The following is a 14,460-nucleotide window of genomic DNA, read 5'->3' as shown; positions in this document are numbered from 1 at the left end:
TCCTCCCATATTACATTCTCAACTGGTGATTTTCCGACTTTGATTTCGGTTTATCAGGATTATACTAGGGCGAATGAAGGAGAAGCCTATTTTGAAAATGCCGATAGTACAGTCGATTTTCCACTTTCATGGACAGGTCCTTATTATGTAAAAGTAGAGGCACTGCAAGCAGGAGACTTCTCCCTTACCAATACACCTATATACAAAGAACCGGAAGAGGATTCAGAAAACTGTGCGATAGAAGGGGTTGCCGCAGATTCGACTTCTGTTTTTGAAAATCTGAATGGCATGAGAACGATTCGTGATCAACTTTTAGACAAAACGGATAAAGGGGAACAAATTACGTCTTTATACTACGAAGTGTCAAAGTCGATCGTTATGGATGTAATAAAAGATAAAAAGCTTCGTTCCAGTCTGAGTGGCGACTTATCACAGCTATCATCTGCGATTAAAGCAACAGAAAAGCTTTCCGTAAGTGGGGAGTCTTCATACAATATAACTAATAAAGATGTAAATGCCTTAACGCATTTATATGAGACGGTTCGAAATGATGTTTCAGGAGAATTGAGAGGGAAATTAGATAAAGCTTGGAACGAATTTAATGTAAAGCAAATGGCAGGTAAAAATGTAGCCACTGCTTTAACCCAAGCAAATCTATTAAAGGCAAACAGTGCTTCAAATGAGATTCTGATTAAAGTAAAGAATAACTATAATACCGCTGACGTTGCAAAACTAGTGAGCCGTACATTGTCATCAAAAGGATTAAACGTTGACGTAAAAGTAAATGCATTATCAAATGCACAAGTATCTTTAGACCATACGTTTAAAATCAAAGTAAATCAAAAAATGAATGAGGTATTAAAAGAACTTAAAAAGTCAGAACAAATTGAGTATGCCGAACCAAATGGAATCATGAGAGCCTCTACCGCAGATGTTCACTATCAATATCAATGGTCGCTTGAGAATACGGGACAAAATGATGGGGTTGCTGGTGCTGATATTAACTATGTAGATATGGTCAAACAGCTTTCTGGTAAGTCATTGCCATCCATGATCGTTGCGGTGGTTGACACTGGGGTGAATTATAGCTATGCCGATTTTAGTGGAAAAGTTCTTACCAATTTGGACTATGATTTTGTGAACAATGATAATGATGCACTTGATGATAATTCCCATGGATCACATGTAGCAGGAATTATTGCGGCAAAATCAAATAATAAGAATTCGATTGCTGGAATTAACCAGTATACGAGCATCTTACCTGTTAAGGTTCTTGACAGTGAAGGGTCTGGATCATATGAAAATGTAGCTTTAGGAATCAGGTACGCAGTCGATAAGGGAGCTAAAGTCATTAATCTAAGCTTAGGCGGCGATGATGATAGTAATGTGATTGAGGATGCTCTAAGATATGCGGCTAAAAAAGGTGTAACTGTCGTTGCGGCCGCTGGAAATGATGGTACTAATAAATTGAGTTACCCAGGAAGATCAGAATATGTTATTTCAGTCGGTGCAACAGATAATATCGATCAACTTGCAGACTTTTCTAACTATGGTGAAGGCCTGGATGTAGTGGCACCTGGACAAAGAATTGCAAGCTTTGTAGGTAATGGGGAAGTAAAATATTTATCAGGTACATCCATGGCGGCTCCGCATGTTGCAGCTGTTGCAGGATTACTTTATTCACTTAAACCAAATATTACACCTGCGCAAGTATCACAAGTATTACAAGAAACAAGTGAAGATCTTGGTGATATTGGATATGATGATTATTATGGCTGGGGACGTTTGGATGCGAATGCAGCCATCAAATATATCATTTCATCTGACAAAGTGGCACCAGGCAAACCTACTGTTAACCCTGTTGGTGATACGGATAAGGTTGTTACTGGGAAAACAGAAGCATATGCGACTGTTTATGTAAAAGTGGGAACACAAACATTAGGGTACGCTAGGGCTAATTCTGCGGGAGCTTTCTCCGTATCGATTACCCCACAAAAGGTCAATACAACATTATCAGTAAATGCGAAAGATACGGTTGATAATGTTGGTGCAGCCACCTCTGTTGTGGTATATCATAAATAAAAGATGACCAAAGGTTATGGTAAAATCAACATAAAGTAAATAAGTAGAAGGAGTGACTTGTTCACTCCTTTCCTTATTTTCGTGAATAGTGGAGGAGTGTCAAATGAAACACAGGAAGCTTTTTTGGAGCATACTTTTCCTTATGTCTCTGTTAACTGCTTGTGGATTACAAAAATCAGATTCAAATCCATCTAATGATCATACGAATTCAACTCCTACTAGTAAACCAACATCAAATGGGATTGCTAATTTTGGGATTGAAGCTTCACTTGAATTAAAAGAGGATCTATCAGGATTGGTGTTTATTTTTAAGCTCAAAAACCAAAGTGAGCAGGTACAAGACCTAATCTTCCCTTCTTCACTGAAATATGATTATCTTGTACGAGATGAAAATAATTCAATTGTTAAACAACGTTCAAAGGAAATGGTAGGCGCTGACCAAGTGAGCGTAGTCAAGTTAAAACAAGGGGAAGAACTAGTATATAAAGAGGATTTTAACAAAGTAACAAAAGACCTGAAAAAAGGAAATTATACGATTGAGTTTATCTCAACTGCAAAGAAGCAGGACATTAGAGCAAGTCTTTCATTTAAAGTGGAATAAAAAAGCCCCAAGTGGATTTACTAAAGGGTTCTGTTTTGAGGTGTCTTTCTTAAAATACGTGCCGAAATGATAGTCGTATTGGCATCGTTATTGGTATATAAAAAAGTAGAACTAGTCATAGTAATTGGAAAGTTTCTTTATTAGGAATACAAAAACCTTATTTATATAAAACCTCACCTACTTGTGATACAGTTCACCGTTATGCACCCATATGAAGTTCTCTTGAAATTTTTAGATAAAACTCACTCCCTTTTAAATAAGATGTTCCTTAATCGAGTACCAGCGAAAGTGAAATAAGCGGAGATTTTCCGGTTAGATGTAGCATGGAGCTCGTTTCGGGGTAAATAAGCGGAGGATTTCCGGTTATGCATAGCAAAATTCCCTATTTTCGCATTTTTCGAGTCAATAGGCGGAATCTCTCCGTCTATTTAAGCCTTTTTTAATAGTAATTACCAATTAGGCGGAATTTTTCCGTCTATTTATCTGATTGGGTGCTTAACCTGATTCCCTAACCGATAAGTGCGGCCCCACTTATACGTCTTCCCCAAATTCCCTTGTCCTGGATTAAATGTATTCACAATTTGTTCAACCATCGATTCATAATTGTCTTGTTGGCTGGCAGAATCGACAAATAATAACTCACACCATATTGAATAATCTACTTTTGATTTGTTTCCTTTTTGATAGGAAATAAGACATTAAAAATATGGAAGTTTTCTAGGAGCTATTATATGGTCATGATAGAGTAGTAAATAGAACATTGAAGAACATTGTCTCCGCCTTTCGAGCCATTTTTACATACTACAGTTGGGATGCATTTACATTCCGACATGCTTCTATTAAAATGTGTAACTATTAAAGGAACTGAAGGGGGAAATCGAAAGTTGAAGCGGGAATTTAAGGTGAATTGTGGAAATATTGCTAATTTTTCGCAGATTGTGAAAAAGGCGTGAACGAAACAGAAATCACACTAGAAAAACTAATCGAGGACCTAAAAGCAGATTTAAGAAACTTGGTTATTTCATAAATATATTTAAAGAGGGGTGTCCCAGTTGTTGGGGCACCCCTCTATCGAATGGAGATTATATAACTCAATTGATGACGGAAATTTCAGATGGATTGATGATTATACCAATGGGTTATGAAGGACAAAATCCAGTTAGTGAGCTATTAAGTTGTCCTTCATTCATGCTTAGGCAGTGTACTGATTCACATAGACCTATAAATCTACTCCGAAGAACTTTTAAACTAGATCCCCGCTAATTTATTTCTCTCAACCGCACTTGGAGGCATTTCAAACCAGCCAAGTTTAACCATTATTTCCGCTCCATCATCTAGGTAGGTAGCAATTTCCGCGATTAAGCGAGCGTAGGTTATACCTAAATCACGTCTTTGGCTTGTGGCCATTGCATTGCCATACGAACCCATTCCAGCTCCATTTATGTAGAGAAGATGGTACATCATAAGTTTTTCGGAAAAGGGTGAAGTCGTAGAGTCTGTAATCTCCGATTCCCATGTTGAAATACTCGATATATCATCGTCACGCAAAATCGATCCAAACACCTCAATATGTTTAGAAGAGATTCCTTTGCCCCGCTTCATAAATGCCTTAATGGCTGGAGTATGGCTAACCTGTAAAAAACCAGTAATCAATGCTTTTCCCAAAGAATTGGTGAGTGTGTTGAAAAACAAATGGGTAATTTCAATTGAAGTTAATGCCCGTCGATCCCCGAAAAATGCATTAAGAAACGCTTCCTTATGAACGTATTCTGCTTTTTGAGGGTAAGGGATAAAAGGCGGGCGGATATACATTCCCTTTGTTAAAAGCGTATGAATGATCGTATCGAGCTGTTCCGTGGTTTGTGCAATCGCATATTTAAAGGTCTCACGAATATCCTCCCGTGGGCAAATAGTAAGAGAAATTCCATATGAAGCAATCCCAAATCCCATCAATTGCTTGAGGTACTCTAAAACAAATTTGTCGGTAAATAATTTTGGTGCTTCCAAATGGACGTCATCATCCGTAAAGCCATAAGGAATGGGCAATTTTTCGGCTAGAAAATGTTGCTTCAATTTTAAATCCATCGCTTCTGAGAACGCCAACGCCGTTTTTACGACGGCATGGATATCAGAATCATCGGTTGTTTTTTCGAAATGCTTTAACATACGATTTGCCATGGAGTTCGTGATATATGCAGCCCATAGTTGAGACAATTCAGCTGATGTTAATTTAATATTACTCCCCATCGCGACGTCTCCCTTTCCCTAAGATTTACTTTAATGTATATCTTTCGCTATTTAACTGCTAGATATTCTCCATTTTATTTAAATATTTACTCTTATTTCCAACTCTTCAGGACTTCTCCTAAAGTGCTCTCACTTCCGGAAGATTGCTGATTAATTCCATTTATGATACAAAACGAATCATTTTATTGGCTGGAAAATAGGCGTTGGGTTATTCCTTAGTTGATTGTTTTTCGAGCCTGTAATATCTCATCGATGATTTCGATATGAACGGCAGCCCAAGATTTTTCATGAAAGTGGAGAATTACACTGAGGGTAAGGATGAATATATAGGCGAAAACAAAGAATATCCAAAGTAAACTTCCCTCTTTAAACAGAAATTCTTGTAATTGCTCTGAAAATAGGAGTAAGAGCCATGGGCCAGAAGAGACAAGAAGAGGAATCATTCCGGAGCCATTTTTCTCTTTGATCATGCAAAAATAGATCTTTTTTAGAGTAGGGCTATCAATCGTAATATAAAAGTTTTGAATTTGTTCAATCTGGTTTATTTCCTTTACGGATTGAAAGGATTGTTCCTTGTTCGATGCCCTTTTTAGTTTCAGATAAATTTTATGCGCATCCCCTCGTAATGAAAACATATAAAAACACTTTCCTCCATTAACATCAATCATTACTAGAAGGCTTTACCAATAGAGTTTCTGCTATACCTAATTCAAATAAGTTTTATTTAAACGGTCCAACTTAAATATATTTGGTAATTAAAAAATGTCATAAACGGCAGTATGTATTATGAAGGTAAAAAGAGCCAAAATACGCAAGTAGGTGCATAAAGACTTGCATATTTTAGGCTCTATATTTTTATTCCCTTATAATGCTAAAGCACCCATTAGTTTAAGTACAAACTTCACAATCTTGCTTCGAATTAATTAAAAATGTGAGACTAAATCACAAAAAGAACAGCATATTTTCATTATCCCTTTTACTTTCAATTTGACTAAAAAGATTCATTACAGATGTTTCCAAATAGTGTAAAATATAGACTGATAGAAAACAAAGGAGTTGTTTAGATTGTTATCATTTTATTATCAACGCTATAAGTCGTGGGTTTGGCTTATTTTGTTCTCAGCTTTTGAAATAGGGGCAATATCTAAATCCTTTTACTCACCATTGTGGGAAGTTATACTCAACGCTGTTATAGGCTTAATTTGTTTAGGGGTATATATTCGCTTAAGGTTTCTCAAACAAAATCAAAATTGAACCTAAATTAAACTGTACTATATAAAAAACATTCTTCAATTAACCTGCCAGTTAGTTCAACAACAATGAAAGAGTCCTTTAAATCGCAGCACCTCTTTCTCTTGCACCGTTCGTGTAAAGTATAACTAAATATTGTAAAGTATTCCTCCTTCAGATTGGCACGAACGTTCATTCGTGTATAATTAAAATATGCTTATCAAAGGAGGAACTTTTATGAATTCAATTGAATTAATTATTTTAAACTTAAATGAAGTTAGAAGAAGAAGCATAAAAGTCTGGAGATCTATTCCTGAAGAAAAACTAAGTTGGAAGCCAGATAATGAAGCAATGAATTGTCTAGAAATGGTCAGGCACGTACTGGAAAGCGAACATTATTATCACCTGGCACTTAAAAATCAAGGAAGTTTATCCGTTTTTAATTCCCCTTTTGAAAACAGACCTTTTACTTCTGTAAATTCTGAATTGGAATTTGCCGAACCCTATCGTAATCAATTCATAAATACAATCAGATCATTTTCTGAAGAAGACTTAACAAATATTAAGATTGACCGTTCTGATGCAGGATACATAAGAGACCTGGGGGATATGCTCCTACGCATTGCGTATCACGAATCTGTTCATACTGGTCAGTTATTAGATTATTTAAGAACCGCAGGTGTTCCAAGAATCCGTATTTGGGATTAGTGCGTAATATTGGTGCTTTCACTGTTGTGAGGCACCTTTTTTATTGCTTATTGGATTTTTTAAGGTGTTCCCTTCTTCAACTTAACTGCCATTTAGTACAGTAAGCTTTGCTTTACAAATATAAATAAATATAAGTGCTCATACACTTTTCCCTTAAGTAATGATTCATAAGTCTTTATAAACATGATGCCAAATCATACATCAGCTATTTGCCAGAAACACACTTAAAGGTTATTTCCAATATTATGCAGGCTGAATTATTTAGAATGTAAAAAACGGAGAATCAGTTATTTCTCCGTTTTTTTGCAATCTAATATGAGTTTTAAGGCCTCAATGAGACCAGGAAGTTTTTCGTAATTTGCTTGATCGTTGTTTTTAATGATCTCATTGATCCTGCTTTGGATTCGAGTTACTGCCTCCTCTATCGTCAACAGACCAACTATCTCCATGTCACCTCCAAACTTTTTTTATAGTATATGTAAAAAAGGTACAGGCGATTAAACACTTTCCTTATGAAATCAAATAATTACAATATTATTACATGTTTTTCTATTTTTACGGAAAGTTAACAATTCATTTAAGAGATGTTAAATCCAGATAAAACGACAGATTTTAAAAGATTGCTTTTCTATAATGACAAAGTCAAAGGCAAGAGGGAAATGTTTCATTCTAAAAAATACAACCACAGTTGTAGGAAGTAAGGTGAAATTCTATGAAAAATTGGCACAGAAGACAAAGAAGGAAATGGATAAAGAGTGGTTTGGCAGATAGGTTTATAGGGTACATACAATACCGGGTATTAAACCTCATGATATTGGCAAGCTTTTTAAATAAATAGAGGTGTAAAATATGGAAAATTTATTACGATATGCGGTTCAATTAAAAAAGAAAAAATTAATTAATATGCTTATTAAATGTGGAATTTATAAAAAGAATAACAAACATCTTTACGAGTTGACATTGAGTGAACTTGAAAAGGAATACAAGCACTATATGGATACGAATGGCCTTGTGCCCTATTCAGAAGGAAGATGATAGTTTTATATAAAGGTCCCCTTGCACAGTTTTCCTCGCCTGTACCCATCACACACGATGTCCTAAAAGAGAGGTATTACGGAGGATTTATGCGTATTCTTTAACTGTGATACTATTATTTTAAAAGTAGAAAAAGGGGAGTAAGAGATGAAGTTTTGTACCAACTGCGGGGAAAAGCTGAACGAAACGGATTTTTTCTGTACCCATTGTGGCATCAAGATTAAAGAGGACGAAGTTCCGGTTGAGCAGCAGCCTTTTCCGCCAATTGAGCCCATAGAAGCAAGAGAAGCAACAACAAAAAGTAGTGAGACGACAAGAAGCGAATATAAAAAGGGAAAATCGAAGAAGAAGCGAATCCTAACAGGGATGGTCTCATTAGTGGGTGTCGGGATTATTGCTGGGGCTGCTTACTACTTTACGATGGGCCTGCCCTCGAAGAAGGCGACTACAGCAAGGGTAGCGTCTACTACCAATCAGCAGACCACCCAAGCGAGTTCAGATAGCAACAAGTCTTCGGATAATGATACGAATCAATTAACACACAATGATCCTAAGACATTTGAAGAGATTCCCATTGTAGATGGGAGCAAGACGTATCAGCTTGGTCAATGGAAAGTGGAGAATGACAATGGTGTGATCCATCTATCGGCAACAGAAATTCCGAGTGCCACACTTGAAGAAATCTTCTCCCTTTATGACGGCAAAAGGTACGAGCCTTTGAAGCAATGGGCTAAGAAAGTGTATACGGCAGCAGTAGAAATGGCGGATGCCAATGACAGCTCCTATACGATTAAGGTGGGCAACAACTGTGTCGCACAAAGCCCCAGCACGCTTCCTGAGCCGTTACGGAATGATTATGCCGGTTCCTGCGGCTATTCGATTCCTGTTTTGACAGGTTCCAATAAAACGGATTTAATCCTGGTGTTAACGGAAAATGTCTTTTCATCGAACACGAACACAGACATCAGATCTACAGCCGATTATATTATCCCGGACTGTAAGACAAAAGTGCTGTCGGAGTCGGAAATTGATTCCCTGACCAAGGATGAGCTTCGGTTAGCGAGAAATGAGATCTACGCCCGTCATGGCTATGTATTCAAATCGGCCGATTTACAAAACTATTTTTCCAAAAAATCCTGGTATACGCAAAACTCCAGCTATAACGGAAGTTTGACGACAATTGAACAACAGAATATCAATTTATTAAAAGATAGAGAGGATAGCCTGAATTGACATCTAAGAAACTATTCTTCATCTTAGTAGGCTTGGGTGTGTTGTTTGTCAGCTTGCTAGTTTTTTATATAAATAACAAACAAGAAGCGCCAAAGGAACAACCTATTGTTAAAAAAACAGAGCAGGGTGGACAAACCAAGAATACGGCAGAAAAGAAGCCCACTCCTGTGACGGAGCAGCCTCAGCCCAAGTCACAGCCTGCGAAAAAATCATTTGTGGTATGTATTGACCCAGGGCATCAGCGGAAAGCGGATTTAGCAACAGAACCGGTTGGACCTGGTGCGAGGACTGAAAAAATAAAGGTAACCGGTGGAACGACAGGGCTCTCTACTGGGAAACCGGAGTACATTCTGAATCTGGAAGCCTCCTTGATACTCGGTAAGATCCTGAAACAAAGAGGCTATGAAGTGGTCTACACAAGAACCACACACGATGTCAATTTAAGTAATATCCAGAGAGCGGAAATCGCCAATCAGCACCACGCGGACTTGTTTATTCGGATTCACGCCGATGGTTCAACGAATCGGAATACCTCCGGATTTTCAATTTTAACAACATCTAGTAAAAATCCTTACACTCAGGCGATTTACCAGGATAGTTTGCAGGCGGGGGAATCGATTTTAGCAGCGGTGAAGGGGTCAGGGGAGACAAAGGTGAATGGCATCTCGTATCGGGATGATATGTCAGGACTCAATTGGGCCAAGGTGCCGGCGATTCTAATTGAAATGGGCTTTATGACCAATCCGAAAGAGGATCAAAACCTATCGAACGGAGACTACTTACAGAAATTAATGATGGAAGTTTCGGATGGGATTGACGAATATACTAAACAATAAGTTAAAAAAGACTTCTAACGATTTTCCGTAGAAGTCTTTTTGTATATTATAAATCAATCCAATGATATAAAAGTAATAAATATCCTAAATATTTAATCGGTTCTTCAAATTCCAGTTTCATTCTTGTTTTTAGAATACTAGGACTGCTCATCGATGATCCATACGAAGCAACATAGACCAGTTTCAGTTTTTGTTTGTTGAGTGCTCGTTTATAGGTTAAACGAACACGGTCCATATGGTAATTGGATGATACCACGATGGCTGATTTAAAATGGTATTTTTCCATCAATGCAAGTGTATATTTTGCATTTGTATAGGTGCTGGTGGCATTCGGCTCATCGATAAAATGAACGCTGTCAGGAATCTTCAATTTTTTTATTTCATATTTAAATAGTCTGGAATTGGAGTTTGATAGCATAATCGTGTCTGCATACCCAGACTTGTATAAATCATAGGCGGTTTCCAAACGTCCCGTTTCGCCGCTAAGGACGATGATGACATCCGATTTAACAGGCTTCTGGTTTACTGAAAAGAAGTTGCTTTTAATAAAATAAAAGACATAAAGGCAAAAGATACCTAAGGAAATAAATCTAAATCTCATCAAAATAGGAAGCATTAGTTTCAAGGGCATTGATTCCTTTCGCGCCGTTTCCGGATGTTTAGTAGAACGGGTGCCAATGAGAAGTTTATCTATCAAACTAATTTTATTAGGCATTATAAAACCGCTGATAAATCTTAAAAAACGCTGATAAATGACTTATTTTCGCCGATAAAATAAAAAAATCGCCGATATCTTCCAAAAAACCGCTGATAATTAATCAATTTACACCCAACTCACCCTGCTTATCAAATTAAAATCTTCTTAAAAGACAAAAACAGGTCCCAAACTGCAAGGACCTGTCAAAAAATTTACATATTTAAAGCTATTTTTGCATATCGATCTCGTAGATATGAATCCACCTATAAATCAAGCCACCTATACAAACCCAATAGATAACCAATATATTTAATCGGTTCTTCCAATCTCAATGTCATTCGTCTGTTTATAAAGTGGGCACTGTCAATCGAAGATCCTTTAGAGGCAACATAGGTCAATTTTACATCTTTATTGCCTAGCGCTCGATCATAGGCTAATTTGACTCGATCCATATGATAATTGGATGATACCACGATTGCTGATTTAAAATGGTACTTTTCCATCAATGCAAGAGTGTACTTGGCATTGGTGTAGGTACTGGTAGCATATGGCTCATCTATAAACTGACCATTATCAGGTATCCCCAATGCTGCCTGTTCATCTTGAAATACCTTAGAATTGGAATTGGAGAGAATGATATAATTTGCATACCCAGACTTATACAAATCATAGGCCTTTTCTAACCGCCCTAAATCTCCACTGAGAACAATGATGACATCAGATTTAATAGGCTTCTGGTCTACTGAAAAGAAGATATTTTTAATAAAAAACAATAGATAAAGGCAAAATATACACAAGATAATATATTTAAAGATTTTGTTCAAGATGATGGTCTCCTTCACAGCGTCCCCGGAACTTTAGGGAGAATAGTAAAACGTGCAAACCTATGAAGCTTTTATTTAAACAGCTAATTGGTTTTTAATAGAGAAACAGTAAAAGCGCTGATAAATGATTAGTCTCCGCTGATAAATCAGTTAAAAGTGCGGATAAACTCCCGCAAAGTGCCGATAAATCTCAAAAAACCGCTGATATTTTACAAATTTACACCCAACCCACTCGGCTTATCAAGTTAAAATCCAATTAAAAGACAAAAAACAGGTGCTAAACTGAAAGGGTCTGTCAATAAACTTACACATTCGCTCTCGATTTCCTAATCCAACTGCCTTACTAACAAATACATATGAAATAACGTTGTTTTGGTCGGTTGTCCTTCCAGGTTTTGGACAATTCTATAATAGGTATTATTTTATCGGTATTGTGTTATTGATGTTAGAATTTATCATAAACTTGAAGTCTCACCTTAATCTCGTTCTAGTTAATACCTTTAATGGGGATTTCCAGCTTGCCCATCAGTCGGTGAACTAAAGCTGGGGGCTTTTCTACCCGTCGATTTACGGCTTTGCTATCTGGCAGGCTTTCAATTCGGCTAAAGTCAATAACAACAAACTTGAAGGAAAGAATGTTGAAAAACGAACCTATCTTTCCGGGTTCTTTATCGGGCTTGTCGTTGGCATGGACTTCGGCTTATTCTGACATGATAGCAACCTAATCAAAATCATTTCTTTATTGGATTATCCGGTGTTTAATGGGATATTGTTTGGGCTTATACTTGGGGTGATTGGGAATTTATTAGAACAAAAAATCTATCGAAAACATAATCGAAAAATGAAACAATGACAAATATGAGACTTAACATTTTATAAGATTTGAACATTGTAAAACGTGGCTGATCTTTAGCAGATTGTGAAAAACTTATATGACAAAGGTGTTAATGAAATCGAAACCACATTGGAAAAGTAGATTAAAGATTTAGATGCAGATTTAAGACAATTAGTTATCTAATAATATTAAATGAATTGGGTTGCTGGGGCATCTCTGGCAGCGTATTTTAATACCCCTTATCCGAGTTTCTACTATTATATATGTAATTAAATTATGTAAGTGATTACATGGGAAAAAGCCATAGAAACAAATTCATCCGTTATTATTAAAAGTATAATAACCCTATAATTTTATTTTATGGAAAATCTTCCAAACTTCGAAGGTAGTCTCCGTTTTCGCTAATTCAAAAATTATCTAGTAAGACCATGGGAATTAAATCCATATATAATTTCCCTCTTCCATTTTCTTTCAATTCATTGTTTAATAGATAAAGTGTAAAACATTTGTTAAGTTTATAAAAAGAGTGTGTGATAAATTTGTCAAATTATGAAAAATTACGACAAATTATGTTATAATTCTTTTTGTTTTTATTTTTGCATTTTAGGAGGACAAAATGGAAGAGACGATTAGTTTAAAAGAACTTTTGGGGACACTGAAAAAACGATTACGGTTAATCGTGTCGCTAACAATCATCGCTGCATTAGCTAGCGGAATCATCAGCTACTTTTTCTTAACCCCGATTTACCAAGCGTCAACACAAATTCTTGTGAATCAAACAAAAAGTGATCAAGCATTATACAACTACAATGAAGTACAAACAAACCTTCAATTAGTCAATACCTATAATGTCATCATCACAAGTCCAGCCATTTTAGATATCGTTTCGAAAGAACTCGATTTAAATATGACTGCTACTCAGTTAAAAGAGAAGCTTACTGTAGCTAGTGAAAATAACTCCCAGGTAGTTAACCTGTCTGCTCAGGACCCAGATCCAAAAGTGGCTGCTCAAATTGCCAATAAAACAGCGGAAGTATTTAAACGTCAAATCACGAAAATTATGAAAGTGGATAATGTCAGCATTCTTGCAAAAGCAGATGTATCTGAAAATCCATCTCCAATTAAACCTCGACCATTATTAAACATAGTGATTGCGATGGTTGTTGGTTTAATGGTGGGCGTCGGCCTAGCTTTCTTACTTGAGTACTTAAATAACACCATTAAAAACGAACAAGATATTGAAAAGATATTAGAGCTTCCTATCTTAGGTGTGATTACAACCATTGATGATGAAAAAATCGAAGAATTAAAAATGCGCAGAGATACAAAAAAATCAACGGTAAGAGGTGAGACACTTGGCTCTTAAGAAGAAAAAGACGCAAACCAGTTCAAGTAGAAAATTAATAACGGCGGTAGCCCCGAAGAACGCTATTTCGGAACAATACCGTACCATCCGTACTAATATTCAGTATTCTTCCATTGATGGAGAAATGAGAACGATGATGGTTACATCTGCTGGTCCGGGAGAGGGGAAATCAACTACTGCTGCAAATCTAGCTGTGACGTTTTCGCAGCTTGGTAAGAAGGTATTATTGGTGGATGCTGACTTACGTAAGCCAACGGTTCACCATACATTCCAAGTCAACAACATCTATGGTTTTACAACCGTTTTGACAAAACAAACCACTCTTGAAAAAGCCGTATTGAAATCACAGGAAGATGACTTGTTTATCTTAACGAGTGGTCCAATCCCGCCTAACCCAGCCGAATTACTAAGTTCCAAATCAATGGAACAGTTTATTATGGATGCAAAAGAAATGTTTGACTATGTCATTTTTGATACACCGCCATTATTGGCTGTAGCTGATCCGCAAATCATTGCAAATCAGTGTGATGGTTCGGTCTTAGTAGTTTATAGTGAAAAGACGGAAATCGATCAAGCGAAAAAGAGTAAAGAATTGCTACAGAACGCACAAAGCAAGCTTCTAGGTGTCGTGCTAAACCATAAAGAAATCAAGAATAATGATTATTACTATTACTATGGGACTTATGGTACAAAATAACCATTCGACAAAATTCGTCCCTTTACCAGGACTTTCGACGGTGCTAGTATGAGATAGTAAGAATTTAGT

15 protein-coding genes are annotated in these 14,460 nt (G+C 36.7%); 10 read left to right on the top strand and 5 right to left on the bottom strand.

The window, feature by feature from the left end; translation table 11 throughout:
• Nucleotides 1–288: 288 nt before the first annotated feature.
• From JOC76_RS31030 to JOC76_RS31070, 3 genes are all read left to right on the top strand, one after another.
• Nucleotides 289–2,082, top strand: a complete 1,794-nt coding sequence (locus JOC76_RS31030; protein ID WP_443677857.1) for a peptidase S8 — start codon at nt 289–291, stop codon at nt 2,080–2,082.
• Nucleotides 2,083–2,185: 103 nt separating this feature from the next.
• Entirely contained in the window at nt 2,186–2,683 is a 498-nt protein-coding gene (locus JOC76_RS09650; RefSeq protein ID WP_205177394.1) for a BsuPI-related putative proteinase inhibitor, read from the top strand.
• A 949-nt stretch (nt 2,684–3,632) separates the two neighbouring features.
• The gene (locus tag JOC76_RS31070) at nt 3,633–3,710 is read left to right on the top strand and encodes a hypothetical protein (RefSeq protein WP_504739415.1); all 78 of its coding nucleotides are present in this window, start codon (nt 3,633–3,635) and stop codon (nt 3,708–3,710) included.
• A gap of 221 nt (nt 3,711–3,931) precedes the next feature.
• Here JOC76_RS31070 and JOC76_RS09645 read toward each other — a convergent pair whose 3' ends face one another.
• Nucleotides 3,932–4,930 carry a DUF3231 family protein gene (locus JOC76_RS09645; protein WP_205177393.1) on the bottom strand — a complete coding sequence of 333 codons (999 nt, stop codon included), beginning with the start codon at nt 4,928–4,930 and terminating at the stop codon, nt 3,932–3,934.
• 215 nt (nt 4,931–5,145) lie between these two features.
• The gene (locus tag JOC76_RS09640) at nt 5,146–5,565 is read right to left on the bottom strand and encodes a hypothetical protein (RefSeq protein WP_205177392.1); all 420 of its coding nucleotides are present in this window, start codon (nt 5,563–5,565) and stop codon (nt 5,146–5,148) included.
• Nucleotides 5,566–6,397: 832 nt separating this feature from the next.
• Between JOC76_RS09640 and JOC76_RS09635 the strand changes: the two genes are divergently transcribed.
• Nucleotides 6,398–6,868, top strand: coding sequence for a DinB family protein (locus JOC76_RS09635; protein WP_205177391.1), 471 nt, complete (start codon nt 6,398–6,400; stop codon nt 6,866–6,868).
• Between the two features lie 287 nt (nt 6,869–7,155).
• Here the strand turns inward: JOC76_RS09635 and JOC76_RS09630 are convergent, their stop codons facing one another.
• Complete coding sequence (locus JOC76_RS09630; RefSeq protein WP_205177390.1) at nt 7,156–7,317, bottom strand: hypothetical protein; 162 nt, start codon at nt 7,315–7,317, stop codon at nt 7,156–7,158.
• A 184-nt stretch (nt 7,318–7,501) separates the two neighbouring features.
• Between JOC76_RS09630 and JOC76_RS09625 the strand changes: the two genes are divergently transcribed.
• The 4 genes from JOC76_RS09625 (at nt 7,502) to JOC76_RS09610 (ending at nt 9,972) form a co-directional block, all read left to right on the top strand.
• Nucleotides 7,502–7,639 (top strand): hypothetical protein, encoded by a 138-nt coding sequence (locus JOC76_RS09625; protein ID WP_205177389.1) that lies wholly within the window; start codon nt 7,502–7,504, stop codon nt 7,637–7,639.
• A gap of 78 nt (nt 7,640–7,717) precedes the next feature.
• A complete protein-coding gene (locus JOC76_RS09620; protein ID WP_205177388.1) occupies nt 7,718–7,903 on the top strand; it encodes a Fur-regulated basic protein FbpA in 186 nt (61 codons plus the stop codon).
• 147 nt (nt 7,904–8,050) lie between these two features.
• Nucleotides 8,051–9,136, top strand: a complete 1,086-nt coding sequence (locus tag JOC76_RS09615; RefSeq protein WP_205177387.1) for a YARHG domain-containing protein — start codon at nt 8,051–8,053, stop codon at nt 9,134–9,136.
• Nucleotides 9,133–9,972, top strand: a complete 840-nt coding sequence (locus JOC76_RS09610) for an N-acetylmuramoyl-L-alanine amidase family protein (RefSeq protein ID WP_205177386.1) — start codon at nt 9,133–9,135, stop codon at nt 9,970–9,972. Before JOC76_RS09615 ends, JOC76_RS09610 begins: the two co-directional genes overlap by 4 nt.
• 46 nt (nt 9,973–10,018) lie before the next feature.
• Here the strand turns inward: JOC76_RS09610 and JOC76_RS09605 are convergent, their stop codons facing one another.
• Nucleotides 10,019–10,687, bottom strand: coding sequence for a YdcF family protein (locus JOC76_RS09605; protein ID WP_205177385.1), 669 nt, complete (start codon nt 10,685–10,687; stop codon nt 10,019–10,021).
• Nucleotides 10,688–10,932: 245 nt separating this feature from the next.
• A complete protein-coding gene (locus JOC76_RS09600; protein ID WP_205177384.1) occupies nt 10,933–11,493 on the bottom strand; it encodes a YdcF family protein in 561 nt (186 codons plus the stop codon).
• A 1,451-nt stretch (nt 11,494–12,944) separates the two neighbouring features.
• Here JOC76_RS09600 and JOC76_RS09595 point away from each other — a divergent pair.
• Together JOC76_RS09595 and JOC76_RS09590 are read left to right on the top strand one after the other, a co-directional pair.
• Nucleotides 12,945–13,694: a YveK family protein gene (locus tag JOC76_RS09595; protein ID WP_205177383.1), complete on the top strand. Its 750-nt coding sequence runs from the start codon at nt 12,945–12,947 to the stop codon at nt 13,692–13,694.
• Nucleotides 13,684–14,391, top strand: a complete 708-nt coding sequence (locus JOC76_RS09590; RefSeq protein ID WP_205177382.1) for a CpsD/CapB family tyrosine-protein kinase — start codon at nt 13,684–13,686, stop codon at nt 14,389–14,391. Before JOC76_RS09595 ends, JOC76_RS09590 begins: the two co-directional genes overlap by 11 nt.
• Nucleotides 14,392–14,460: the final 69 nt, after the last annotated feature.

The sequence above is a fragment of the Neobacillus cucumis genome (assembly GCF_016908975.1).
Lineage (GTDB): Bacteria > Bacillota > Bacilli > Bacillales > Cytobacillaceae > Neobacillus > Neobacillus cucumis.
Note: the sequence above shows the minus strand (reverse complement) of the source record. Positions and strands in the feature narration are given on the sequence as shown.